General features: G+C 63.0%; 23 protein-coding genes. 13 read left to right on the top strand and 10 right to left on the bottom strand.

Annotated features, from left to right (window positions below):
* Positions 1 to 176: 176 nt before the first annotated feature.
* The 5 genes from AC5STB_RS12290 to AC5STB_RS12270 all read right to left on the bottom strand — a co-directional run bounded on the left by AC5STB_RS12290 (position 177) and on the right by AC5STB_RS12270 (position 6053).
* Positions 177 to 1409 carry a Tm-1-like ATP-binding domain-containing protein gene (locus AC5STB_RS12290; RefSeq protein ID WP_495443118.1) on the bottom strand — a complete coding sequence of 411 codons (1233 nt, stop codon included), beginning with the start codon at positions 1407 to 1409 and terminating at the stop codon, positions 177 to 179.
* A 115-nt stretch (positions 1410 to 1524) separates the two neighbouring features.
* The gene (locus AC5STB_RS12285; protein ID WP_495444596.1) at positions 1525 to 2967 is read right to left on the bottom strand and encodes an aldehyde dehydrogenase family protein; all 1443 of its coding nucleotides are present in this window, start codon (positions 2965 to 2967) and stop codon (positions 1525 to 1527) included.
* Positions 2874 to 4493: a tripartite tricarboxylate transporter permease gene (locus tag AC5STB_RS12280; RefSeq protein WP_495443117.1), complete on the bottom strand. Its 1620-nt coding sequence runs from the start codon at positions 4491 to 4493 to the stop codon at positions 2874 to 2876. The genes AC5STB_RS12285 and AC5STB_RS12280 overlap by 94 nt, the downstream gene beginning before the upstream one ends.
* A gap of 9 nt (positions 4494 to 4502) precedes the next feature.
* The gene (locus AC5STB_RS12275; protein WP_495443116.1) at positions 4503 to 5033 is read right to left on the bottom strand and encodes a tripartite tricarboxylate transporter TctB family protein; all 531 of its coding nucleotides are present in this window, start codon (positions 5031 to 5033) and stop codon (positions 4503 to 4505) included.
* Between the two features lie 72 nt (positions 5034 to 5105).
* Positions 5106 to 6053, bottom strand: a complete 948-nt coding sequence (locus tag AC5STB_RS12270; protein ID WP_495443115.1) for a tripartite tricarboxylate transporter substrate binding protein — start codon at positions 6051 to 6053, stop codon at positions 5106 to 5108.
* Between the two features lie 161 nt (positions 6054 to 6214).
* Here AC5STB_RS12270 and AC5STB_RS12265 point away from each other — a divergent pair, with 161 nt between their 5' ends.
* Both AC5STB_RS12265 and AC5STB_RS12260 read left to right on the top strand, forming a co-directional pair.
* Positions 6215 to 6994, top strand: a complete 780-nt coding sequence (locus tag AC5STB_RS12265; RefSeq protein ID WP_495443114.1) for an IclR family transcriptional regulator — start codon at positions 6215 to 6217, stop codon at positions 6992 to 6994.
* A 44-nt stretch (positions 6995 to 7038) separates the two neighbouring features.
* The gene (locus AC5STB_RS12260; RefSeq protein ID WP_495443113.1) at positions 7039 to 8394 is read left to right on the top strand and encodes an aspartate aminotransferase family protein; all 1356 of its coding nucleotides are present in this window, start codon (positions 7039 to 7041) and stop codon (positions 8392 to 8394) included.
* Positions 8395 to 8585: 191 nt separating this feature from the next.
* On the opposite strand, the gene AC5STB_RS12255 is transcribed toward AC5STB_RS12260, so the two are convergent.
* The 3 genes from AC5STB_RS12255 to AC5STB_RS12245 form a co-directional block, all read right to left on the bottom strand.
* Positions 8586 to 8897: a 2Fe-2S iron-sulfur cluster-binding protein gene (locus AC5STB_RS12255; protein WP_495443112.1), complete on the bottom strand. Its 312-nt coding sequence runs from the start codon at positions 8895 to 8897 to the stop codon at positions 8586 to 8588.
* Positions 8898 to 8916: 19 nt separating this feature from the next.
* Positions 8917 to 10206, bottom strand: a complete 1290-nt coding sequence (locus AC5STB_RS12250) for a type I glutamate--ammonia ligase (protein ID WP_495443111.1) — start codon at positions 10204 to 10206, stop codon at positions 8917 to 8919.
* A gap of 107 nt (positions 10207 to 10313) precedes the next feature.
* Positions 10314 to 11573, bottom strand: coding sequence for a cytochrome P450 (locus tag AC5STB_RS12245; protein ID WP_495443110.1), 1260 nt, complete (start codon positions 11571 to 11573; stop codon positions 10314 to 10316).
* 81 nt (positions 11574 to 11654) lie between these two features.
* Here AC5STB_RS12245 and AC5STB_RS12240 point away from each other — a divergent pair, with 81 nt between their 5' ends.
* The gene (locus AC5STB_RS12240; RefSeq protein WP_495443109.1) at positions 11655 to 12362 is read left to right on the top strand and encodes a type 1 glutamine amidotransferase; all 708 of its coding nucleotides are present in this window, start codon (positions 11655 to 11657) and stop codon (positions 12360 to 12362) included.
* 100 nt (positions 12363 to 12462) lie between these two features.
* Here the strand turns inward: AC5STB_RS12240 and AC5STB_RS12235 are convergent, their stop codons facing one another.
* Positions 12463 to 13113, bottom strand: coding sequence for a GntR family transcriptional regulator (locus tag AC5STB_RS12235; protein ID WP_495443108.1), 651 nt, complete (start codon positions 13111 to 13113; stop codon positions 12463 to 12465).
* 130 nt (positions 13114 to 13243) lie between these two features.
* Entirely contained in the window at positions 13244 to 14869 is a 1626-nt protein-coding gene (locus tag AC5STB_RS12230) for a sulfatase-like hydrolase/transferase (RefSeq protein WP_495443107.1), read from the bottom strand.
* Between the two features lie 126 nt (positions 14870 to 14995).
* Here AC5STB_RS12230 and AC5STB_RS12225 point away from each other — a divergent pair, with 126 nt between their 5' ends.
* The 10 genes from AC5STB_RS12225 to AC5STB_RS12180 all read left to right on the top strand — a co-directional run bounded on the left by AC5STB_RS12225 (position 14996) and on the right by AC5STB_RS12180 (position 23419).
* Positions 14996 to 15523 (top strand): GNAT family N-acetyltransferase, encoded by a 528-nt coding sequence (locus AC5STB_RS12225; RefSeq protein WP_495443106.1) that lies wholly within the window; start codon positions 14996 to 14998, stop codon positions 15521 to 15523.
* A gap of 287 nt (positions 15524 to 15810) precedes the next feature.
* Positions 15811 to 17013 (top strand): 3-oxoadipyl-CoA thiolase, encoded by a 1203-nt coding sequence (gene pcaF, locus AC5STB_RS12220; protein WP_495443105.1) that lies wholly within the window; start codon positions 15811 to 15813, stop codon positions 17011 to 17013.
* A 24-nt stretch (positions 17014 to 17037) separates the two neighbouring features.
* Positions 17038 to 18015, top strand: coding sequence for a 1,2-phenylacetyl-CoA epoxidase subunit PaaA (gene paaA / locus AC5STB_RS12215; RefSeq protein WP_495443104.1), 978 nt, complete (start codon positions 17038 to 17040; stop codon positions 18013 to 18015).
* A 61-nt stretch (positions 18016 to 18076) separates the two neighbouring features.
* Positions 18077 to 18361, top strand: coding sequence for a 1,2-phenylacetyl-CoA epoxidase subunit PaaB (paaB, locus tag AC5STB_RS12210; protein ID WP_008557866.1), 285 nt, complete (start codon positions 18077 to 18079; stop codon positions 18359 to 18361).
* Positions 18361 to 19122 (top strand): 1,2-phenylacetyl-CoA epoxidase subunit PaaC, encoded by a 762-nt coding sequence (paaC, locus tag AC5STB_RS12205; RefSeq protein WP_495443103.1) that lies wholly within the window; start codon positions 18361 to 18363, stop codon positions 19120 to 19122. The genes paaB and paaC overlap by 1 nt, the downstream gene beginning before the upstream one ends.
* A gap of 99 nt (positions 19123 to 19221) precedes the next feature.
* Complete coding sequence (gene paaD / locus AC5STB_RS12200; RefSeq protein WP_495443102.1) at positions 19222 to 19695, top strand: 1,2-phenylacetyl-CoA epoxidase subunit PaaD; 474 nt, start codon at positions 19222 to 19224, stop codon at positions 19693 to 19695.
* A gap of 10 nt (positions 19696 to 19705) precedes the next feature.
* Complete coding sequence (gene paaE / locus AC5STB_RS12195) at positions 19706 to 20779, top strand: 1,2-phenylacetyl-CoA epoxidase subunit PaaE (protein ID WP_495443101.1); 1074 nt, start codon at positions 19706 to 19708, stop codon at positions 20777 to 20779.
* Positions 20780 to 20803: 24 nt separating this feature from the next.
* Positions 20804 to 21565: a Phenylacetic acid catabolic protein gene (locus AC5STB_RS12190; RefSeq protein ID WP_495443100.1), complete on the top strand. Its 762-nt coding sequence runs from the start codon at positions 20804 to 20806 to the stop codon at positions 21563 to 21565.
* A gap of 378 nt (positions 21566 to 21943) precedes the next feature.
* Positions 21944 to 22807, top strand: coding sequence for a branched-chain amino acid aminotransferase (locus AC5STB_RS12185; RefSeq protein ID WP_495443099.1), 864 nt, complete (start codon positions 21944 to 21946; stop codon positions 22805 to 22807).
* 156 nt (positions 22808 to 22963) lie between these two features.
* On the top strand, positions 22964 to 23419 hold the full coding sequence (locus tag AC5STB_RS12180; RefSeq protein ID WP_222503528.1) for a universal stress protein: 456 nt from the start codon (positions 22964 to 22966) through the stop codon (positions 23417 to 23419).
* The last annotated feature ends 10 nt before the right edge of the window (positions 23420 to 23429 follow it).

The raw sequence follows: 23429 nt of genomic DNA, 5'->3' as shown, positions 1-23429 counted from the left end.
TTAGGCACGGCAGCCGGACCGGCGCCAAGCCCCAATGGCAGCCGTAGGGCCGCAAACCCCGCGTCACGGCGCTCACGGCCTCCGGCGGCCTGTCATGCTGGCAGTTACGTAACAGAGACCGAGGGAAATGGAAACTTTTTGAAACACTTCAACCGGCGGCACCGCGGCCAAGCATATCAGCCGGTTTTCACCACCCCGCTGGCAATCCAGCCGTCCAGAATTTCCAGAGCCTTGGTGGCAAATTCAGCGTCATTGATATGGCAGCCCAGCTCATGCAGCTCTGCGTTCTCCGGGCAGCATTCTCGCATTTCCTCGCAAAAGGCTGCCAACCCCTCCGCATTATGCAGCGGCGCGCCGGGCCGGTCCCATTCGTTGCACCCGGCCACTGGCAGCAGCACCGCCACCGGCGCCTGAGCGGAGGAAAGCTTACTGCAGATTGCCTGCGCCACTTGGCGGCGCTCATCTGCTTCCAGCATGGCAGAGGTCAAAAGCCGGTTATGGGCATGCGTTTCCCGCCCCTGAAGCTGCGCAGGCGTCTCCTGCCAGCCAACGAAATCAACTAGGTCATAACAGCCCGGCGCCACCAGCTGCGGCGTGCCGGATTTCCCTGCATTGGTCAACCGGTCCGCCCCTGCCGACAACCCGCCGAACAGGTGGTTCGACACTTCTTGCGGCGCAAAGTCCATCACTGCGGCAAAGGCACCCTCTGCCGCCAGGCTTTCAAACGCCCGCCCGCCCATGCCAGTGGCATGGAAAACGGCCACGTCGAATCCCCGGTCCTCCAAGGCCGGCTTCAGCGCCACCATGTAACGCAGCACCGTCTTGCCGAACGATGTCATGCCGATCAGCGGCCGGTCGCGCTTCGGCGGCTCCACCGCCCGCGCAGCCCCCAGCACCGCGCCAGCCGCCTGGCTGAGCGACGCCTTGCAGATCGAGTTCAGGCCATACAACCCGCCAGCCCACAGGATCATCTGCACATCCGCCGGGATCCGCTCCGGCGGCATAAGCGGTGAGAACGCGACGGTGGAGACGATGTATTTTGGCACCCCGGCCGGCAATGCCGCACACATATCCAGCGCCAGGTCGGTGCCCATGGTGCCGCCCAGCACAATCACCCCGTCAATGCGGCCCGCCCGGAATAGCTCCAGAACCTTGGCCGCCGCGCCTGCACCCATGATCTGCATGGCGATGTTCTCATCACCTGCGGCAACCGCCGCCTCGATTGAGCTGCCGCCGGCCTCGGCCACCGCATGCTTGCTGACGTCTGCAGGCTGGCTGGGATCGCCCAGCACGCTCACGTCCATCGTCAGCACCTTGCCGCCCTGCCCGCGGATCACCTCCGCCAGATACCCCAGCTCATCATCCTTGGTGTCATAGGTTCCGGCAACCAGAATGGTCTTGTCTGCCACAGGCTTTACCTCCCGTCTGTTCAGCTTCGCGGCGGCTATCGGCCTGACCCCGGCTCTTCATCTTTCTCCAAATACTCCCGCCGGAGGCCGCAGGTTTTGCCGCGCAAAACCCGCATCACAACTGGATCCATGCGGTTTTCAAGTCGGTGTATTTGTCCAGCGCGTGCAGCGATTTATCATGCCCGTTGCCGGACTGGCCGACACCGCCCAGAGGCACGGTGTTGTCCGAGCCCCCATAGGTATTCACATGCACCACCCCCGCCCGGACCCCCGCAACCATCCGGTGCGCCCGGGACAGGTTCCCAGTCCAAACTGCGGCCGCCAGGCCGAAATCGGTTCCATTGGCCAGGCTCAGTGCCTCGTCTTCGGTTTCGAATTTGGTCACTGCCAGCACCGGCCCGAATACTTCGCGCTGGAACAGCGCATGACCGCGGTCAACACGGGTGACAATTGCAGGCGACATATAGGTACCGCCTGTGCCTTCCAGAATGCGCTCCCCGCCGGTCACGACCTGCGCACCCTCGGCCCGTGCGATGTCCATAAAGGAGAGGTTGCGGCGCAGCTGCTCCTCGGAGTTCACTGCGCCGATCTGCGTATTCAAGTCCAGCGGGTCACCCACCCGCATCGCCTCCGTCTCAACCTTCAGCATTTCGACAAACTCATCATGGATCGAGGCCTCAACCAGCAGGCGGGAACCGGCGATGCAAACTTGCCCGGAGTTGCGGAAGATACCCGCAGCAGAGACCTTCGCCGCCTTGGCCAGATCAGGCGCATCCGCAAAAACGGTATTGGGCGACTTGCCGCCCAACTCAAGATAGCAGCGCTTGAGGTTGGAACGCGCCGAGGCTTCCAGCAGCTTGCGGCCCGTCGCTCCCGAGCCTGTGAAAGCCAGCACATCCACATCGTTTGACGCAGCCAGCGCAGCACCGGTTTCCGCGCCTGAGCCTGTGACCACGTTCAGAACCCCGTCAGGCAGCCCGCATTCGGAGCAGATTTCCGCCAGCCGAAGCAGGGCAAGTGAGGCGGTCTCTGCCGGCTTCAGCACCACAGAATTGCCCATCGCCAGCGCCGGCGCCAGCTTCCAGGCGCCGATCATCAGCGGAAAATTCCAGGGCACGATGGCACCCACCACGCCCACCGGCATCCGATGCACCAACCCCAGCACATCCGGCGCGGTTGGTGCGACCTCGCCCGCCACCTTGTCCAGCGCCTCTGCATAGTAGCGGAAGGTGCCCGCCGCAGATCCAGGCTCGGCTTTCAGCGCCATATTGAACTCGGTGCCGTTGTCTCGCACGCCCAATACAGCTAACTCAACTGCCTCGGCTGCGATCCTGTCCGCGATCCTGTGCAGCACCTGCTTGCGTGCGGCGGGGCTCTGCCCCGCCCAGCGGCGGTCGTCAAAGGCCCGCCGCGCCGAAGCCACAGCGTTTTCGACATCTGTTGCAGAAGCGCCCGCCAGCGTCGTCAGAACAGATCCGTCAACCGGCGAAGCAACTTCGAGTGCCTGGCCCGAACCTTCTTTCCATGATCCTTCAAGAAAGAGTTTCTGCGGCGCCACATCAAGCTTGCGAAGCTCGTCGATGCGCGATTGGTCTGCCATTCGGCCTCCTTCAGTTCCTTCCGGTCCTTCAGCATCCGCAGGATGTGGACCGCCAGAACGATGATAATGATGCAAAACAGGATGAACGCCACCGGGCGGTCAATGAAATCAAGAGGTTCCTTCACCCGCGCCATACCCGCGCGCAGCTTCACCTCCATGATGCCACCCAGCACCATGCCCAGAATGATCGGCACCGAGGGCAGCGACAGGCGTTTCAGGATATAGCCGAGGATGCCAAAGCCTGCCGCCATCACACAGTCGGTAGCGGAGTTGCGCAAGGAATAGACCCCTACAAAGCTGAGCGTCAGGATGCAGACGCCCAGAAAACGGTTGGGAATACGCACCACCTGGATGAGCGACCGGGTGGCAAACAGCAGGAACAGCAGCACCAGAACGTTCAAGACCAGCAGCGCGAGATACAGCGCGACGACAAAATCCATGTCGTTCTGGAACAGACCCGGCCCCGGCACCACGTTGTGCACGTAGAACACCGACAGCATCATCGCCGTCAGCGCCTCGCCCGGAATGCCCAGCGCCAAAAGCGGCACCATCGCAGCGGCAGGCACAGCGTTGTTGGCGGTCTCCGCCGCGATCAGCCCCTCAGAGGAGCCATTGCCGAAGTCCTGCGGCCGTTTCGAGGTCTTCTGCGCATAGGTGTAGGACATGAACTGTGCGGTGAATTCGCCGACCCCGGGGATCATCCCCATTAGAACGCCGAAAGTGGCAGAGACACCAGCCACCCGCGGATGGCGCACCAGCTCCCGCAAGCCCTGGAACATTCCGCCGCGCAGGCGGGTTATTCGGACCTTCTCATCTTCGTCAGTCAGCAGCACAAAGGCCTGCGAAATCGCAAACAGCCCCAACACCACAACAATCAGATTTATGCCGCCGCCCAGGAAATCCTGCCCGAAAGTGTAGCGTTGGGTGTATTTCACCGGCTCCAGCCCGATGGTCTGCAGAAAGATACCGAAGCAGGCCAGCGTCCCAGCTATCAGCGCCTGGCCGCGGTGGGCGACCACAACGAGGATCAGGCCCAGCAGAGCAGCCATGAAGATCTCCCGCGAGCCGAACATCGGCGCGATCTTTGCCAGCACGGGGGCAAACAGGATCAGGCAGATTACCGAAAAGATGCCGCCAAAGAAGCTGGCGGAATAGGCGAGGCTCAAGGCCCGGCGCGGCTCGCCCCGCGCGGTCATCGGATAACCGTCGTAGGTGGTCAGCGCATTGACCGCGGTGCCGGGCGTATTGATCAGAATTGCCGGGATCGCGCCGCCGTACATGGAGGAGCCATATATCCCCAAGAGCACGGTCAGCCCGACAATCGGATCCATGGAGAACGTCGCGGGCAGCAGGATCGCAATTGCCACCGCCGGACCTACGCCGGGAATGGCACCGATCAGCACGCCGCCGACCGACCCCGCCAGCAGCGCCAGCGCCACATCCCAGCGCATCAAGATGTCTATTGCAGAAAGGATCAGGTCCATAGCGCGCGCTCAGAGATAGAGGATGAAGAAGGAGCGGAGAGAACCGGGCAGATACTCATAAATGAGCGCGCCCGGGATCTTGACTGACAACAAGGCCTTGAACAGCACCACCACGGCCACGGCAAAGACAGCGCTGGTCCACAGCATGAAGGGGCTGCGGTAACCCATCCGCCAGCTCAACAGCGGCACGAACACCAGCGTCACAGGCAGGTAGCCGATGATGGGAACCAGCAGTACATAGCCCATGAACCAGCCGGCAAATTCAAACACCTGCCCCCAGCGCTTGACCTCCCACAGGTCATAGCGGCTGACCCGCCGCCAAGGCAGCCTGTACAGGTGCAGCCCGCCTAACAGCACCATGCCGCCGATGGCGGTGGCCGGCCAGAACCGGGGCTGGGCAAACAGCTTGGTCTTCTGCACCCAGGCGGTCTGCTCTGTGATCAGGACCAGCAGCAGCAGCGCCGCGCCCACCATGGCAAGGGCAAAGACGAGCTGGCCGCGCCGCGGCCCGGCAAAACGGCGTTCACGTTCCGAAGGCATCTGAGGGGTTCATTGTCCGCGCGATTGAAAAGGCACCGGGACCGTTAGCAGCCCCGGCACAGTGGGGGAGGATTACTCAGACAGCAAGCCGCCGATGCGGGCCATGGTGTCGATGTCATTGGCGACCCGGGCCGCACTGTCGCCGGCGCTCTGCCAGTAGACCAGCGCGCCGGTTTCCTTGGCGATGTTCTGGGCACGCTCGCTCATCACCGTCTTCTCGGCAACCGCAATGATCTTGTCGCGCACGTCCTGCGGGGTGTCCTTGGTCACGAAAAGCCCGTTCCACAGGGCAATGTTCAGGCTCTCATCCAACTCGCCGATGGTCGGGGCATCAGGGGCCAGGGGGATGCGCTCGTCAGTGATCGAGACCAGCACTTTGACCTGATCCAGGCAGGGCAGCACCAGCTGCAGCGTGGTATTGATCACATCCGCATCACCGGAGGCCAGCGTGTTGCAGTCCAAGGCGTCGAACGCCGCATCAGACCCCCACTCGAAGCCGGCGTTCTTGGCATAGGCCTTGGTCACCTGCGTCGGGGTCAGCACATCGCCGAAATGGCCGAGCGCCACGTCGTTTTCCTTGGCATAGGCTGCCAGCTCTTCCATCGTGCTGTAGGGCGCATCACCGGAGGCGGCGATCACAAAGGGATAGGTCAGGAAGATCCCCAGCGGATCGAACTTCTCAGGCGTCAGCGGCGGAATGTCGATCTGGTGGCCCATCACCGGCACGCCAATCACAAAGGAGCCGATGGTGTAGCCGTCGCTCGGCGCATTGGCGACCTCGATCGCGCCAGGGAACGGCCCGCCGCCGCCGCCCGGCTTGTTCACCACGGCTGCCGCGACGCCGTATTCGTTCTGGAAGTCTTCGGCGATCATCCGGGTCAGGACATCCTCCAGATCACCCGGTGGCCACGGCACGATAAAGTTCACCGGTTTCTCCGGATACTCGGCCTGCGCCGCTGCCGCGCTCAGCCCCAGCGCCGCCGCCGCGGCAGCCCCTTTCATGAGGGTTTTGAGTTTCATGGCTTTCCTCCCAGTTTTGCCATTTGGTTCATTATTTGAACCATTGGTTTGAATTTAGATTGACAGCCCGCCCCGTTATCTGTCAACAAAATTGCATCGCGGGTGCGCCTTTTTCCAAAGACACTGCCCGTCAGGATCAAGAAGGGAGCACGGGCAAGCGCATGGGAACGGTATCCAAAGCCTTGTCATTACTGACACATTTCAACCACGGCCGGACCGAGATCGGGCTCAGCGACCTCACGCGCCTGTCCGGTATGAACAAGGCAACAGTCTACCGGCTGATGAGTGAACTGCAGGAATCAGGCTATGTCGAACAGGCCGGTGCCGACCGCTCCTACCGGTTGGGCCCCCAGGTTTTGCGCCTCGCAGCGCTGCGCGAGGCGGCTGTTCCGATCCTCTCCGTCTCCCGCCGGGTGCTGCGCGACCTCAGCGATGAAACGGGCGAAACGACCCACCTGTCGCTCTTGCAGGGCAGCCAACTCAACTCGCTGTCGCACGCCTACTCCCCCCGCAATGCCACCAAGGTGATGATGGAGGACGCCGAGGTGCTGACCTTCCACGGCACCAGCTCGGGTATGGCGGTGCTGGCCTTTGCCGATCCAGTATTCACCGAGGAAGTGCTGTCCCAACCGCTTGCGGCCCGCACCCCTGCAACGATCACCGACCCGCAGGAAATCCGCACCCAATTGGCAGAGATCCGCGGCACCGGCGTTGCCCAGTCCATAGGCGGGTTTGAGGCGGACGTGCATTCCCACGCGGTCCCCGTCTTTGGCCCCGACCGCAAGGTTATCGGCGCGCTTGCTGTTGCCGCGCCGGTCTCCCGCATGAGCGCGGAACAAAAACAGCTGATCCCGGCAGCCCTGCGCCGCGCGGGCGCCACCTTAACCCATCGCATTGGCGGCTCTGCCCCCGCGGACTACCCGCAGGGCGAAACCGCCTGACCACTTCACCGGCCCGAACCGGGCCGCATCCAGGAGCTGCCCCCATGAAAGACTCCAACTTTCTCAAAGAACACAACGCCAAGTCCCTCTGGCACCCGATGGCGCATCCCGGCGACAGCCTGGCCAACCCGCCCGCCATCATCACCTCGGCCCAGGGGTTGAAGATCACCGATATCGACGGGCATGAGGTGGTCGACGCGGTCGGCGGCCTGTGGAACGTGAACCTCGGCTTTTCCTGCCAGGTGGTGAAGGAGGCAATTGCCGCGCAGCTCGATGTGCTGCCCTACTACTCCACCTTCCGCGGCACCACCAACGACCAAGTGATCCAGCTGGCCGAGGAACTGCGCAAGTTCTTTGCGCCCGACGGGCTCACCCGCGCCTTCTTCACCTCGGGCGGTTCGGATTCAGTAGAGACCGCTCTGCGGCTGGCCCGCCAGTACCACAAGATCCGCGGTGAAGAAGGGCGCACCAAATTCCTGAGCCTCAAGAAGGGCTATCACGGCACCCACATGGGCGGCGCCTCTGTCAATGGCAACGCAAACTTCCGCACCCAGTACGAACCGCTCCTGCCCGGCTGCCACCACATCCCGGCGCCCTACACCTACCGCAACCCGTTCAACGAGACTGATCCGGAACGGCTGGCCCAGCTCTGCCTGCAGGCGCTGGAGGCCGAAATCGCCTTTCAGGGCGCAGGCACAATTGCCGCCTTCATCATGGAGCCGGTCCTGGGCGCAGGCGGGGTGATCCCGCCGCACAAAAGCTTCATGCCCGGCGTGCGCGAGATTTGCACCAAACACGGCATTCTGCTGATCGCTGACGAGGTGATCACCGCTTTCGGCCGCACCGGATCCTGGAGCGGCTCGCGCCACTGGGGCGTGCAGCCCGACATGATGGCCACCGCCAAGGCGATCACCAACGGCTACTTCCCGTTCGGCGCAGTGATGATCGCGGATCATATGACAGAGACCTTCGAGAAGGACACCACCGGCAAGGCCGCCATCGGCCACGGCTACACCTACTCCGGCCACCCGGTCGGCGCGGCGGCGGCTCTGGCCTGCCTCGAAGAAACCCTGCGCCTGAACGTGCCGGAAAACGCCGCCGCCCGCGGCACGCAGATCCACCAGGGCCTGCTGGCCCTGCAGCAGAAATACGAGCTGATCGGCGATGTACGCGGCGGCCACGGGCTGATGTGCGCGCTGGAACTGGTGTCCGACCGCGCTACCAAGGCCGCAGTTGACAAGAAGGTAATCGGCAAACTGCAAGAGGCGGCCTATGAGTCCGGTGCCATGGTGCGGGTTTCCGGCCCCAACATCATTCTATCCCCGCCTCTAGTGCTGAACGAGGCAGAGGCGGACACCATCCTCTCTGCCCTCGACGCAGGTTTCGCGGCGGTGAGCTGACGCTGACAGCAGACGCACCCGCGCCCGGGCCGCCAGGACCGGGCGCCACCAGGTGCCATGGCGGGCCCGAAGCACATACTTCGGGCCCGCGCTTTCGGTGGCGCCGCTGACGCGGCGCGGTTGCGCAATACGGAAACCGGCGCAGTTATTGCAGCCGCTCCTATTGAACTGCCTGCGCGCCGCCAGAAGCCTCAGCTCTTCGGTATCTCCAAAACCAGCCCGTCCAGACCCGGATGCGCCTCGATCTGGCAGCTGAGGCGGCTGGTCTCCCGGCGCCCCTCCGCCAGGTCCAGCATGGCGTCTTCGAACCCCCCAGCCTCGCTGCACTTTGGAGCCAATTCAGGATCTATATAAACGTGGCAGGCTGCACAGGCGAGACTGCCACCGCACTCCCCCACCACACGCGGCACATCATTTGCCAGTGCAGCCTCCATCAGGCTCTGACCATAGTCCGCAGTCGCCGTGACGGCCTCGCCGCCCGGCGGCTTCCAGATTACCTGCATGCGTTTTTCCTGCAGGTGATCAGAGGAAATGGACGTAGAAATCGCGCATGCCGTCACCTTCCAGATCCCGGGTCTTACGCACTTCCTTGCGTTTCATGAAAACATGATTGGCAACCAGCTCCGACCCAACCGCCTCCGCCAGCACAGTATCCCGCTCCAGGTCGGCCACCGCCCCTTTCAGGTCCACAGCCGTGCCCTCGCGCGCATCGGTCCGGTCGAACCCGTCGCCGGTCTCCATCGGCGGCAACTGGTGGCCGCTCTCCACCCCCAGCCGCGCCGCCTGCAGCACTGCCGCCACCGCCGTATAGGGGTTGGCTGATGCATCGGCCATCCGATGCTCCAGCCGCGCCTTGGCACCGCCTTCGGAGCTGATCCGCGTAGTCACATTGCGATGGTCGCCCCCCCAGTTCTGCCAATACCCGGACAAAGAGCCCGGCTGCAGCCGCATGTAGCTGTTGGCGGTCGGCGCAATCAGACCCGCAAGCCCCTTGTGGTGATGCAGCAAGCCAGCCAGGCAGCCGCGGGCCAGATCGTTCATGTGCTCCGGCCCGCCGCGCGGACCCGATGAGAGCGCATTGCCGCCCGCTCCATCCAAAAAGGAGAAGTTGATATGCATCCCCGAGCCGCCCGCCTCGGCAATGGGTTTCGGCATGAACGTCAGGACAATGCCGTATTCCAGCGCCACTTCCCGCGCCATAAGGCGGAACAGCACGATATCATCCACCGCTGTCACCGCATCATCAAAGGTCAGCGTGTATTCGAACTGCGGGCTGTCGAATTCAGCAGTGATCATGTCGAGCGAGAAGCCCATGTCGTCCGCCATCGCCCAGATCCGGTCATTGAACCGCAGCGGGTCGGCAAACGGCCCGGTGCCATAGACAACTCCCCCCGGTGCGTCATAAGGCATCAGCCGCCCGTGGTCGTCCGCCTGCAGGGCAAAGGCCTCCAGCTCGATCCCGATCTTGGGCGTCAGCCCGTGCTTCTGCCAATCCGCGACCGCCCGCTTCAACGCCCAGCGCGGACACAACGCCAGCGGCTGGCCCGCGTCATCGTATAGATCACCCAGCACAACCTTGGTCGAAGCATGCCAGCTGTCCCGGATATCGTCATGCAGCCATTTCAGCTCCATATCCGGCAAGCCCTGCTTGACCATCGACCCGGGCGCGTCCAGCAGGTCCTTGTCGTAATGGGTGCCAAAGACCGACCGGCAGAACCGGGTGCTGCCATCACCAATCTTGGAATTCGGCAGGTACTTCCCCCGCATGATGCTGAGGTGGTCGCAGAACATCGCGCGCAGGCGGGTTTTCATGGCTCAAGCCCTTCCCAGTTGAACAGTCGTCGGCATCGTGCACCGCATCTTATTGCTTAACATATTTAGCGGTTTTCCCAGAGTCTTTCCTGCAGAAAGCCTGGCCGCTAAGCAGCCTCAACCCGCACCGGTAGCTCTTTGATACCGCCAACGAAATTCGAGCGCAGGAATTTGTGCGGCCCAGCGGCCTCAATGTGCCGGATGCGTTTTGCCAGCTCCTGAAACAGCACCGTGACCTCCAGCCGCGCCAGCCACATGCCCAGGCAGACATGCGGGCCGAACTGGCCGAACGACAGATGCCGGTTCGGGCTGCGGTGCAGATTCACGTGAAATGGATCGTCGAACTGCGCCTCGTCCCGGTTGGCCGAGACAAACCAGTAAAGCACCTTGTCGCCCTCGCGGATGGTCTTGCCATGCATTTCCACATCCCGCGTTGCGGTCCGGCGGAAGTAAAGCGCGGGCGTCGCCCAGCGGATAATCTCATCCGCTGCCGTCTCCCAGACTGCTCCGCCCTCCTGCATCTGCGCCAGCAGCTCCGGCTGATGGCACATCGCCTGGATGCCCGCTGCAATCGAATAGCGCGTGGTGTCATTGCCCGCCGCCACCAACAGACAGAAAAAGTTCCGGAACTCGGTCTCGGTGATCACCGAGCCATCCTTGGCCGGTTCCAGGATCAGGTTCAGCACTCCCGAAGTATCACCCTTGCGCGCCTTCTCCTCCATCAGCTCCTTGGCGTAGATGTACAGTTCCGCCCCCGCAGGCGAATTGAACGGCATCATCCGGAACTCATCTGTCTGCATCTTGTCCAGAACGTGGGAGGTGAAGTCCGGATCGGTATTGGCAATCAGCGCATCGCCCTTCTCGACCAGCCAGGGCAGGTCCGCCTCCGGCAGACCCACCACCCGGCCCAGCATCCGCATCGGCAGCTGGCGGGCGATTTCCTTGGTGGCATCGAACGCCCCCTTGGCCAGCGCCTGATCCAGAATATCGGCGCACAGGTCCCGGATGTCCTGCTCATACTGCGCCATGGTGGTCTTGGAGAACGCCTTCAAGAGTTTCATCCGCACCGTGGAATGCTCCGGCGGATCGGTCTCCTGAAAGGTGCGCCGCGCCAGGTATTCCTCATAGGACTGATCCTCCATCCGGATGCCGCGGGCAGAGGAAAACACCTCGGTGTTCTTGTTCATCACCGTGATGTCCTCGTAGCGGGTCACCGACCAGAAGTTCTTGCCGCCTTCGTATTCGGTCCAATGCAGCGGGTCCTCCCGACGCAGCCGCGCAAACGTGTTGTGCGGCGCACCATTGGCAAAGGCGTCATGGCTGCTCAGATCCGCATAGCCGTCGTCCGTGGGGGTCCAAACTGTCATTGCGGGCTTTCCTAACTTGCTTGCTCAATGTATATTAATAGAGATCATAAATATGTAAATGAAAATCTAGCGAGCGTTCCCATGCACTTGGCCATTCTGATGACCAACACCGATGACAGCGACTTTGCCCGGGCTCACCCCGGGGATGGCGTAAAGTTCACCGATCTGGTCCGGATGGCCCGGCCAGGGTGGCGGACCACGGTGTTCTCAGTGAAAGACGGTACCTTCCCGCAGGATCTGCTGGAATTCGACGGCGCAATGATCACTGGCAGCCCGGCCTCGGCCCGCTCCGGCGCCGCTTGGGTTGCGCAGCTGCTGGAACTGATCCGCGCTGCCCACACCCGGCAATTCCCGCTGTTTGGCGCCTGCTTCGGCCACCAGGCCATTGCACTGGCTCTCGGCGGCAGCTTGGACCGCAACCCCGACGGTTGGGTCCACGGGCTGACCCGCAACCAACTGCTCCACCGCCCGGATTGGGCCGCCCCCTTGCCGAAAGAAGTCAAACTCTACGGCTCACATTGCGAATGCGTCAGCACCCTGCCGGACGGTGCCATCCCGTTCAGCGAAAGGGATGGCATGAACACAGGCTTCACCCTGGGCCGGCACGTTTTCACCACCCAGCACCACCCGGAGATGACCCGCAATTTCATCACCGCGCTAAGCGAGGAAATGCGGAACGAACTTGGCCCGGTTGTCCATGCCCGGGCCCTGGGCAGCTTGGCGGAACAGTCCGATCAGCAAGCCTTTGCGGAATGCCTTGCCCGTTTCTTCGAACAGGCCACCCGCTAAAGCTTCATCTTTCCCATAAGACTCGCGCCCCGCTGCCCGGCAGGCGGCCCTGCCGCCGGGAGGGAAGGCACGGGGCCGTCAGGCCCCGCTCATCCCGGATTCAGCCCAGCGCGGCCAGCAAATCCATCACTGTAACCTGATCGAACTGCACATGCGCGGTCATGGCCGCTTCCGCGCCCTCCCGGTCATGGGCAAGGATCAGCGCCGCAATCTCCCGGTGCTCCTTGGCTGACTGCGCGATGACGCCGGGATAACGGTAGCGCGCCCGGTAATAGGCCATCAGCTTGCGCGCATTGGTCTTGATCATCTCGACCAGGAATGGGTTGCCGGAACCTTCCGCCACACAGGCATGAAAGCGCAGGTTCAACTGGTAATAGCCAGCCGGATCGCCGCCCCCCTTCTCCGCCGCGTGCGCTTCACAAGCGGCCACCGCCGCCTCCAGCTCCCTTGCCTGCGCCGGCGACAGCCGCCGCGCCGCCAGTGCCGCCGCCTGCCCCTCCAGCCGCGCATGCACTTCCAGGATCGCCAGGAATTCCTCCAGCGTCGGCTTGAACAGCACCGCCCCTTTGCGCGGCAGCCGCTTGATCAGCCCTATTGCTTCCAGCTGGATAAAGGCCTCCCGCACCGGGGTGCGCGACACCCCGTGGCGCTCCACCAGCTCGCTTTCCTCCAGCGGCGCGCCGGGAACCAGCCGCCCGGCCTCGATATCCTCAAGAATTGCGTTCAGAACCTGTTCCGTCTGCCCTGCCATAGCGCCGCCTTTGATGCGTTTCCGGTCAATTTATGCGCCCCTCCGCTGCTTGGCAACGCGGGCTGGGGGCGCTGCCCCCGCCCTGCGGGCTCCCCCGGAGTATTTTCGCAAAGGTGATAACGCGGAGCGGCTACTCAGGCACCGGCCCGCGGTATTTCTCCGCCAGTTCGGGCGCCGCTTCGTCCGCTTCATACACCCCCAGCAAAATCCCCTTGCGCCCTGACCTGCCGCGGCGCGCCTTGATCTGCGTATCGGACAGGGTGATCCGTTGCGACATCCTGAGCCCCCATTCCAGCAGCCTGTCATACATCAGGTCTATGACCTCCTGATGTGTATCGCCCTTGGCCAGGTCCACCAGCTCCTCCGGGTCGTTTTCCATATCAAACAGCATCGGCCGCAGGCCGCCCTCGGCGTGCATGAACTTCCAGCGCTTGTCCGTCACCATAAACAGCCGCGCGTCCTTCGGTTCCAGTCCAAGCGTTTCGCAGAGCGGCATGGTGGAATAATCGAACTCGGCAACCGCATAGTCCCGCCACTCCGGCATTTCGCCGCGCAGGAACGGCATCAGCGAGCGCCCCTCCAGGATATGCGGTGCCGGTTCACCGCCTGCCGCCTCCAGGAAGGTGGGCAGCAGGTCAATCGCCTCCACCAGTTCATCGCAGGTGGAGCCGCGGGTGGTATCAGCCTCTGCGCGCGGGTCATAGAAAATCAGCGGCACCTTGATCGACGGTTCATGAAACAGGTTCTTTTCCCCCAGCCAATGATCGCCAAGGTAATCGCCATGATCCGAAGTCACGACGATCATCGTGTCCTGCATCCGGCCGGTTTTCTCCAGCCATGAAAACAGCCGCCCCATCTGGTCATCGGCCTGTTTGATCAGCCCCATGTAAGCTGGGATCACTTTTTGCCGCACCTCATCGCGGCTGAAGGTCTTGCCGATCTGGTTGTTCATCATGCCATCAAAGACCGGGTGCGCCTCCTCGCGCTCGCTTTCCGAGCGCACCACCGGCAGAACATGCTCAGGGCCGTACATGCTGTGATAGGGTGCCGGCACGATATAGGGCCAATGCGGCTTGATGTAGCTGAGATGCGCACACCAAGGGCCCTCAGCCTGTTCGATGAACTCTATCGCCTGAGTGGTCAGCCAGGGCGTTTCACTGTCTTCTTCGGCGATGTTGGCAGGCTTGTCCGCATTGACCATGAACCAGCCGGAAGCAATGTCATCCCCCTCGACCCCGGCATTGGCAAAGTCGCTCCACGGGTTTTCTCCCGGATAGCCCTTTTCCTTCAGGTATTCATTATAGGGGCTGCGCTTGCTGTCATAAAATCCGTCCGGCCCCTCTGCCCACAGCCCGTCATCGCGCACCCAGGGGTCAAAGCCGCATTCTGACTGGCGCACGCCAATCACACTGTCCGGCGCCAGCCCCAGCCGCTGCATCCCTTCGGCATCCGCGACCATATGGGTCTTACCGATCAGGTGGCAGCTCATCCCCGCCTTGCGCAGATGGTCGCCCATGGTCCATTCGCCGATCCGCAAAGGGTAGCTGTTGAACTGCACCCCGTGGCTGGAGGGGTAGCGCCCGGTATAGCTCGACATCCGCGAAGAGCCGCAGGTCGGCGATTGCACATAGGCGCGGGTGAAGCGCACGCCCTTTTCCGCCAGCCCGTCGATGTGCGGCGTGTGCAGATGCGGGTGGCCCGCGCAGCTCAGATAGTCGAACCGCAGCTGGTCGAACATGATAAAGAGGATGTTCATCGGCGCCTCCCGCTCAGTGCTGCGACATTATTAAACAAGTGAAGCATTGTTGCGAAGGGTTATTCTTGACTGCGGCGCTTCACCGCCAGAAGTATGGCGATTATTCTGTTTCCCCCAAAGGTTCACATGAGCGGAAACCCCCACCAGAACACGATCCGTCCCGCCGCCGCAGAGGACTGCTCCAGCCTCGCGGCCCTGTCGATCGAGGTGTGGACCGGCACATACTTGCGCAACGGGATCAGTGGGCATTTTGCGGATTATGTGCTCAGCCAGTATACCCCGGCGCATTTTGCGGAGGCCTTGAAAAACCCAGCCGAGCGCCTGCTGGTCTCTCAGAACCGGGATGGCATTGATGGCTACATCCGGCTCGCGCACGGCCGCCTGAACCCGGCAGGCGGGGTGTCCCGCACCGAAATATCCACCCTCTATGTCCAGCAACGGCACCACGGGCAAGGCACCGGCCTCCGCCTGCTGCAGGCTGGGCTGCAACTGTATCAGTCAAATGGTTGGGACGCGCCCTGGCTTACCAGCAATTCGGACAATACGCGCGCAATCTCGTTTTATCTGCGAAACGGTTTTGAGCTGGCAGGCCAAACCTGTTTCAAGATCGGGCAAGCCCAGTACCCCAACGCGGTTCTGCAATACCAGGGCTGACAGAGGTCACCGGGGCCCGGGCCAGCCAATTTTACGAAAGACTTCTTCCGGTTGAGCATTTCCAGTGCACCAGCGGGACGCAGGACGACCTGACGCAGCCGCAAGAGCCGGCGAGTGAATCGCTGTGTCCGGTGGGGCCGGCTCACGCGCATCTGCTCCGATTAGTTACATATTTTTCATCCATGCAAATTTCATGTTACATTTTACTTGCTGCGAATCACCTCCCGTCGTAATACCGACCCAACGGTCGGCTTATCTTGCCGCCGCCACAGGAGACGCGAACACCCATGGATGCCTTCATCTGCGATGCCACCCGCACCCCGATCGGCCGCTACGGCGGCGCGCTGAGCCAGGTGCGTACCGATGACCTTGCCGCCCTGCCAATCGCCGCCCTGGCGGCGCGCAATCCGGACGTGGATTGGGGTGCTCTCGACGATGTGATCCTGGGCGATGCCAACCAGGCCGGCGAAAGCAACCGCAACGTGGCCCGCATGGCGGCGCTGCTGGCGGGTCTCCCGACCTCTGTGCCCGGCACTACCATCAACCGCCTTTGCGCCTCCGGCATGGATGCGGCCGGCATGGCGTCGCGCGGCATCAAGGCAGGCGACTACGACATGGCCATCGCCGGCGGCGTCGAAAGCATGTCCCGTGCACCCTTCGTGATGCCCAAGGCCACCTCCGCTTTCACCCGCGCCAATGCGGTCTATGACACCACCATCGGCTGGCGCTTCGTTAACAAGAAGATGCACGAAATGTACGGCACCGACTCGATGCCGCAGACAGCCGACAACGTGGCGCAGGACTATGGCGTTTCCCGGGAAGACCAGGACGCCTTTGCCGCCCGCAGCCAAGCACGCTGGGCTGCCGCGCATGAGGCTGGCATCTTCAATGACGAGATCACCCCGGTCTTCATCCCCCAGCGCAAGGGCGATCCGCTGGTGGTGGACACCGACGAACACCCCCGCCCCGGCACCTCGGCCGAGAAGCTGTCGGGCCTCAAGGGCGTCAATGGCCCGGACAAGAGCGTGACCGCTGGCAATGCTTCCGGCGTCAACGACGGCGCAGCGGCGATCCTGCTGGCGAATGAAGCCGCGGCCGCAAAGAACGGCCTGAAACCGATGGCCCGCATCGTCGGCATGGCCGCCGCAGGGGTTGAACCGCGCATCATGGGCATCGGCCCGGTGCCCGCCACCCGCAAGGTTTTGGCCCGCACCGGCCTGACCATCGAACAGATGGATGTGATCGAGCTGAACGAGGCGTTTGCCTCGCAAGGCCTCGCCACCCTGCGCGAACTTGGTCTTCCGGACGATGCGCCCCATGTTAATCCCAACGGCGGTGCGATTGCACTGGGCCACCCGCTCGGCATGTCCGGGGCGCGGCTGGTGCTGACCGCTGCCTACCAACTACAGCGCACTGGCGGGCGTCATGCGCTCTGCACCATGTGCGTCGGCGTCGGACAGGGCACCGCCCTGATCCTGGAACGCGTGTAAGAACACACTGAGGAGGTCCCAGACATGTATGCTCAGATGATCAAATCCGAAGCGACCCAGGACGATCCGGAACAGCTGGCCGCCTTTCAGGCGCGCATCGACGCCGGCGAGAAGATCGAGCCCAAGGACTGGATGCCCGAAGGCTACCGCAAGACGCTGATCCGCCAGATTGGCCAGCACGCCCATTCGGAAATCGTCGGCCAGCTGCCCGAGGGCAACTGGATCACCCGCGCGCCCACGCTGGAGCGCAAGGCGATCCTGCTCGCCAAGGTACAGGATGAGGCCGGCCATGGCCTCTACCTCTACTGCGCGGCGGAAACCCTGGGCGTGTCGCGCGACGAGATGACCGAGATGCTGCTCGACGGGCGCATGAAGTATTCGTCGATCTTCAACTACCCGACGCTGAACTGGGCCGACATCGGCGCGGTCGGCTGGCTGGTGGATGGTGCTGCGATCATGAATCAGGTGCCGCTGCAGCGTACCTCCTTCGGCCCCTACTCCCGCGCGATGATCCGCGTCTGCAAGGAAGAAAGCTTCCACCAGCGCCAGGGCTATGATGCCATCCGCCAGATGGCCGAGGGCACGCCTGAGCAGAAGAAGATGGCCCAGGACGCGCTGAACCGCCTGTGGTACCCGTCGCTGATGATGTTCGGACCGTCCGACAAGGACTCGGTTCATTCCGCCCAGTCGATGGCCTGGAAGATCAAGATGAACACCAACGACGAGCTGCGCCAGAAGTTCGTCGACCAGACCGTGCCGCAGGCCGAATACCTCGGCCTGACCATCCCCGATCCGGACCTGAAATGGAACGAGGAACGCGGCCACTATGACTACACCGATCCGGACTGGAGCGAGTTCTTTGACGTGATCAAAGGCAACGGCCCCTGCAACGTGGACCGCCTCGCGGCACGCAACAAGGCCTGGGATGATGGCGCCTGGGTCCGTGACGGCCTCTTGGCCCACGCCAGGAAGAAAGCCGCGCGCCAGCACGCCGCCGAGTAACCCCAAGCATTCCGGCGCCCGCTACAGCGACGGCGCCCCCTCAGCCAGGAGGATTTGAGACATGAAAAACGAATGGCCCCTCTGGGAAATCTTCATCCGCGGTCAGCACGGGATGAGCCACCGCCACGTCGGCTCGCTGCACGCGCCGGACGCTGAAATGGCGATCAAGAACGCCCGCGACGTCTATACCCGCCGCAACGAAGGCGTGTCGATCTGGGTGGTGGAGGCAAACCACATCGCCGCCTCCTCGCCCAGCGACAAGGGCCCGCTGTATGAGCCGTCCGAGTCGAAGGTCTACCGCCACCCGACCTTCTTCGACATTCCCGAAGAAGTGGGGGCCATGTAATGACCCGCGAAGACGCATTTGCCCAATTCCTGCTGCGGATGGGGGACAATACCCTGATCCTGGGGCACCGGGTCAGCGAATGGTGCGGCCACGCGCCGGTGCTGGAAGAGGACATCGCGCTGGCCAACACTGCACTGGACATGATCGGCCAGACCCAGATGTGGCTCGGCCTCGCGGCTGAGGTGCAGGGCGACGGCAAATCCGCCGACGACCTCGCCTTCCTGCGCGACGCCTGGGATTTCCGCAACGTGCTGCTGTGCGAGATGCCGAACGGCGATTTTGGCCGCACCCTGATGCGCCAGTTCCTGTTCGACGCCTGGCATTCCATCCAGCTGGGCCGACTGATGAAATCCTCGGACGAGCGCGTCGCCGCGATTGCCGAGAAGGCTTCGAAAGAAGTGGCCTATCATCTGGAGCGTTCCGCCGACACGGTGGTGGGCCTGGGCGACGGCACCGAGGAAAGCCACCGCCGGATGCAGGAGGCACTGGACTATCTCTGGCCCTATGTGGGCGAGATGTTCCAGACTGACGAGGTCGACGCCGAGATGGTGAAGGCAGGTATTGCCCCCGACCCCGCGGCCCTGCGCGAAGAGTATGACGCGCTTGTTTCCCGCATCCTGGGCGACGCGACGCTGACCATTCCGGAAAGCCGCTTTGCCCACAAGGGCGGGCGCACCGGTGCGATGCATACCGAACACCTGGGCCACCTGCTGACCCAGATGCAATGGCTGCAGCGCGCCTATCCCGGCGCCAAGTGGTAACGGAATTGAAGAAGAGTTAAGGGCAACGCCCGCCCTGCCGGGACGGGACGGACGTTGCCCGGTGTTCCGCCGGGCGGAACAGCCAATGAGGGTAACCGCATGAGCCAAGTGACAACTCAGCCAGGCATTGAGCAGATCTGGGACTGGCTCGACGCCGTGCCGGACCCGGAAATCCCGGTGATCTCGCTGGTGGACCTGGGCATCATCCGCGATGTCGCCTGGGAGGGCGGCGCTCTGGTGGTTACCGTCACCCCGACCTATTCAGGCTGTCCGGCCACGTCTGTGATCGCTATGGACATCGAAACCGCCCTGCGGGACCGCGGCATCAGGGATCTGAAACTCAAGACCCAGATCTCCCCCGCCTGGACCACCGATTGGCTGTCCGAAAAAGGCCGCGCCAAGCTGGAGGCTTACGGCATCGCCCCGCCCCAAGCCGCAGGCGGTCCGGAGAAATGCCCCAACTGCGGCAGCCCGCAAGTCACCAAGGTCAGCCAGTTCGGCTCGACCCCCTGCAAGGCCCACTGGCGCTGCCAGGACTGCCTCGAACCCTTTGATTATTTCAAGTGCATCTGAGGAGACCCTGATGGCGCGCTTTCACGACCTTGAAGTCACCGACGTCCGCAAGACCATCCGCGATGCGGTGGTTGTTACCCTCAAGCCCGCGGGTGGTGCGGCTGAGGAGTTCAATTTTACCCAGGGCCAGTACCTGACTTTCCGCCGCGACTTCGACGGCGAGGAGCTGCGCCGCAGCTACTCGATCTGCGCGGGGCGCGGCGAAGGCATCCTGCAGGTCGGTATTAAGCGCGTCGACGGCGGTGCCTTCTCCACCTGGGCCAACACCGAGCTGAAAGCCGGCGATACCCTGCAGGCGATGGCGCCGATGGGCACCTTCTTCACCCCGCTCGAAGGCACTGCCGAAAAGCACTATCTGGGCTTTGCCGGCGGCTCCGGCATCACCCCTGTGCTGTCGATCCTGAAGACCACGCTGAACGCCGAACCCAAGTCCTCCTTCACGCTGGTCTATGCCAACAAGGGCGTGAACACGATCATGTTCCGCGAGGAGCTGGAGGATCTCAAGAACCTCTACATGGGCCGTTTCAACGTGATCCATGTGCTGGAGAGCGACGCGCAGGAAATCGACCTGTTCACCGGCCTGGTGACAGAGGAGAAGTGCGCCCAGCTGTTTGAGCATTGGATTGACATCAATTCGGTCGACACCGCCTTCATCTGCGGACCGGAGCCGATGATGCTGGGTATCGCCAGCGCCCTGCGCACTGCAGGTCTTGATGACAGCCAGATCAAGTTCGAACTCTTTGCCTCCGCTCAGCCGGGCCGCGCCAAGCGCAAGGCTGCCGCAAGTGATGCAGCCAGCAGCGCCAACCAGACCAAGGCGGCCATCACATTGGACGGTGCCACCCAGACCATCGAGATGGGGAAGGACATGACCCTTCTCGATGCGGCGCTGGAAAACGCGATGGACGCACCCTATGCCTGCAAGGCCGGCGTCTGCTCCACCTGCCGCTGCAAAGTGCTGGAGGGTGAGGTCGAGATGGTCGCGAACCACGCGCTTGAAGACTACGAGGTCGAAAAAGGCTATGTGCTCTCCTGCCAGGCCTATCCGGTGACCGATAACGTCGTGGTCGATTACGACCAGTAACGCCTGCCCGTGGGAGGAAAGATCATGACTGACGAGATGAGCATCGCAAGCTATCTGGCCCAGGGAGGCGTGCTGAGCAACCCGTCCAACGTGCCGCCGCGCTACCGCGCCGAACTGATGAAGATGATGGCGACCTTTGTCGACAGCGAGCTGGCGGGTGCCGCGGGCTTTGCCGACATCATCAACGAGGGTCCCGGCATCAAGGCGCGCATCGCCGCCGCCAGGATCGTGCTTGAAAAATCCGACAGCGCCGAAAAGGTGCTGCACATCATGGGGGATTTCGGCGCCGACACAGAGCGCTATGCCGATCACCACCCCTGGACTGCCCGGCTGGAGCGGGACGCTGACATCGGCCAGACCCGCACCAAGCACGACATGCGGCTGGCCGTGTTCAACTACCCGCTGGAAGGCTGGGCCGACGCGGTGGCGATGAACCTCCTGATGGGGGCGGCCGTCACCGTGCAGCTGGAGGAACTGAGCCATGTGTCCTACCAGCCGCTTGCCGAGGCTTTCCGCGCCATCCAGCCGATTGAGGCGCATCACGCGGAACTGGCAGAAGAAGGCCTGATGGTGCTGGTGGAAGCGCGGGGTGCCGATGCTTTGCAAGAGCTGGCGGACTACTGGTGGCCGCGGGTCGCGGCAAGCTTCGGCTCTGAGACCTCGCAGAAATTCGAGGGCCTCAAATCCATGGGCCTGCGCCGCACTCCGAATGCGGAACTAAAGGCGCAATGGCAGGTCAAGGCCGCCGCAGTGCTGGCCAAGGCCGGCCTGAAACCCGGCGCCTGATATCAAGCAGACGGCTCCCGCCCAGGCACCTGCGCATCACAGATGCGCAGGCCCGCGTGGGCCGGGCACGCCCGACGGCGCGCGGGCCGGACGGCAGCCTGCAGATGGCTTCAGAGCCGCTGAAACCACACAAATTACCCGCAAGGATTGAGTAGGTCAGCGCTGCTGCCCGAATGTTTCGCGCGCGAAACAATTAGTCAATCATGCTGACCCAATAGACGCGACGTCAGTTTCCGGCCATCATCTGAACAGGCCATTGTAAGTACACGGAAAACAACCGCCGCCCGCATCGGCGCACTGGCACCGGCGGCCGATGTTAGGTCTGGACCTCTGACCTTTCTCTGCCTACCCTTGCGGCAAGCACAGGGAGGCAAAGCCATGGCTGTTGGCCGCACAATCCGGACGTTTTTCAACGGCAGCTGGCAGGAAGGCAACCCTGCGGTAATGCGCGCCGCTGACCATGCGATGTGGCTGGGGTCCTCGGTGTTTGACGGCGCGCGGTTCTTTGACGGGATGTGCCCGGACCTGGACTTGCACTGCGCCCGCACCAATGCGTCCGCCGAGGCGCTGATGATGACGCCCACACACACGGTTGAGCAGATGGTGGAGATCATCCGCGAGGGGCTGAAAGGCTTCGCGCTCGGAGCCGCGGTCTATATCCGGCCGATGTACTGGGCCGCGGATGGTGACGAAACGCTGATCGCCCCCAAGGCGGAGAGCACTGAATTCGCCGTCTGCCTGGAGGAAATCCCGATGGCGGCTCCGGATGCCTCGGCCACCCTCACCCGCACCCGCTTCCGCCGCCCGGTGCTGGAGAGCGCAGTGGTGAATGCCAAGGCCGGCTGCCTGTATCCCAACAACGCCCGGATGCTGCGGGAGGCGCGCAGCAAGGGATTCAGCAATGCGCTGGTGCTGGATGCCATGGGCAATGCCGCCGAAACCGCCACCTCCAATGTCTTCATGGTCCGCGACGGAGAAGTGTTCACCCCGATCCCCAACGGCACCTTCCTGGCCGGGATCACCCGCGCCCGCCACATCAGCAACATGCGGGCCGACGGGATCACCGTGCATGAATGCGTGCTGGGCTATCAGGATTTTGAGGAGGCCGACGAGATCTTCCTCTCCGGCAACATGAGCAAGGTAACCCCGGTCACTGCCTTTGACAGCTGCCGCTACCAGGCGGGTCCGGTCGCCAAGCGGGTGCGGGACCTCTACTGGGACTGGGCTGCCAGCCAGGCATAACACCAGCCTTGCAGTTCTTCCCGCAATTGCCCCCGCCCGCGCCGGCTGCGCGCCAAGTCTAGCGCCAGAAATACGCAGCGTTGACGCTGCTTTGGCTCTATTGCCTGATCGCCCCGCTTGCGCCATGATCCGCGGTGCAACAACGAGAGAGCGAAGATGCGCAAATTCCTTGTGGTCCTGGACGACAGCCGCGAATGCCTGAACGCCATGCGCTTTGCCGCGATGCGGGCGGCGCATACCGGCGCGGGCGTCACCATCCTGTCGGTCATTCCGCCGGATGAGTTCAACCACTGGATCGGCGTCGGCGAAGTGATGCGGGAGGAAGCGCGTGAGCGCATCCACGCCCATTTCGAGGTATTCGCCAAATGGATGCGCGACCGCCAGAACGTGGATCCGGAGCTGGTTATCCGCGAAGGCGAACCGGTGCCGGAAATCCTCGACTACATCGAGGGTGATGCGGAAATCGGTGTTCTGGTTCTGGGCGCGGGCACGGGGCGTAAAGGTCCGGGACCGCTTGTCACCCAGCTGACCAAGAATTCCGGCACGCTGCCAGTACCGATCACCATCGTGCCAGGCGATCTGTCGAAAGAGAAGCTGGAAGCGATCACCTGATCAGCAGGGC

This window comes from Leisingera sp. CC-HEC093 (assembly GCF_059429195.1).
The sequence above is the reverse complement of the archived record's forward strand: the minus strand, read 5'-3'. Positions and strand labels throughout refer to the sequence as shown.

What these genes read in the sequence shown, in the direction of transcription:
- AC5STB_RS12280 (WP_495443117.1), bottom strand. Translation starts at nt 4,493, where the DNA reads ATGGACCTGATCCTTTCTGCAATAGACATCTTGATGCGCTGGGATGTG.
- AC5STB_RS12275 (WP_495443116.1), bottom strand. Translation starts at nt 5,033, where the DNA reads ATGCCTTCGGAACGTGAACGCCGTTTTGCCGGGCCGCGGCGCGGCCAG.
- AC5STB_RS12270 (WP_495443115.1), bottom strand. Translation starts at nt 6,053, where the DNA reads ATGAAACTCAAAACCCTCATGAAAGGGGCTGCCGCGGCGGCGGCGCTG.
- AC5STB_RS12265 (WP_495443114.1), top strand. Translation starts at nt 6,215, where the DNA reads ATGGGAACGGTATCCAAAGCCTTGTCATTACTGACACATTTCAACCAC.
- AC5STB_RS12260 (WP_495443113.1), top strand. Translation starts at nt 7,039, where the DNA reads ATGAAAGACTCCAACTTTCTCAAAGAACACAACGCCAAGTCCCTCTGG.
- AC5STB_RS12255 (WP_495443112.1), bottom strand. Translation starts at nt 8,897, where the DNA reads ATGCAGGTAATCTGGAAGCCGCCGGGCGGCGAGGCCGTCACGGCGACT.
- AC5STB_RS12250 (WP_495443111.1), bottom strand. Translation starts at nt 10,206, where the DNA reads ATGAAAACCCGCCTGCGCGCGATGTTCTGCGACCACCTCAGCATCATG.
- AC5STB_RS12245 (WP_495443110.1), bottom strand. Translation starts at nt 11,573, where the DNA reads ATGACAGTTTGGACCCCCACGGACGACGGCTATGCGGATCTGAGCAGC.
- AC5STB_RS12240 (WP_495443109.1), top strand. Translation starts at nt 11,655, where the DNA reads ATGCACTTGGCCATTCTGATGACCAACACCGATGACAGCGACTTTGCC.
- AC5STB_RS12235 (WP_495443108.1), bottom strand. Translation starts at nt 13,113, where the DNA reads ATGGCAGGGCAGACGGAACAGGTTCTGAACGCAATTCTTGAGGATATC.
- AC5STB_RS12230 (WP_495443107.1), bottom strand. Translation starts at nt 14,869, where the DNA reads ATGAACATCCTCTTTATCATGTTCGACCAGCTGCGGTTCGACTATCTG.
- AC5STB_RS12225 (WP_495443106.1), top strand. Translation starts at nt 14,996, where the DNA reads ATGAGCGGAAACCCCCACCAGAACACGATCCGTCCCGCCGCCGCAGAG.
- pcaF (WP_495443105.1), top strand. Translation starts at nt 15,811, where the DNA reads ATGGATGCCTTCATCTGCGATGCCACCCGCACCCCGATCGGCCGCTAC.
- paaA (WP_495443104.1), top strand. Translation starts at nt 17,038, where the DNA reads ATGTATGCTCAGATGATCAAATCCGAAGCGACCCAGGACGATCCGGAA.
- paaB (WP_008557866.1), top strand. Translation starts at nt 18,077, where the DNA reads ATGAAAAACGAATGGCCCCTCTGGGAAATCTTCATCCGCGGTCAGCAC.
- paaC (WP_495443103.1), top strand. Translation starts at nt 18,361, where the DNA reads ATGACCCGCGAAGACGCATTTGCCCAATTCCTGCTGCGGATGGGGGAC.
- paaD (WP_495443102.1), top strand. Translation starts at nt 19,222, where the DNA reads ATGAGCCAAGTGACAACTCAGCCAGGCATTGAGCAGATCTGGGACTGG.
- paaE (WP_495443101.1), top strand. Translation starts at nt 19,706, where the DNA reads ATGGCGCGCTTTCACGACCTTGAAGTCACCGACGTCCGCAAGACCATC.
- AC5STB_RS12190 (WP_495443100.1), top strand. Translation starts at nt 20,804, where the DNA reads ATGACTGACGAGATGAGCATCGCAAGCTATCTGGCCCAGGGAGGCGTG.
- AC5STB_RS12185 (WP_495443099.1), top strand. Translation starts at nt 21,944, where the DNA reads ATGGCTGTTGGCCGCACAATCCGGACGTTTTTCAACGGCAGCTGGCAG.
- AC5STB_RS12180 (WP_222503528.1), top strand. Translation starts at nt 22,964, where the DNA reads ATGCGCAAATTCCTTGTGGTCCTGGACGACAGCCGCGAATGCCTGAAC.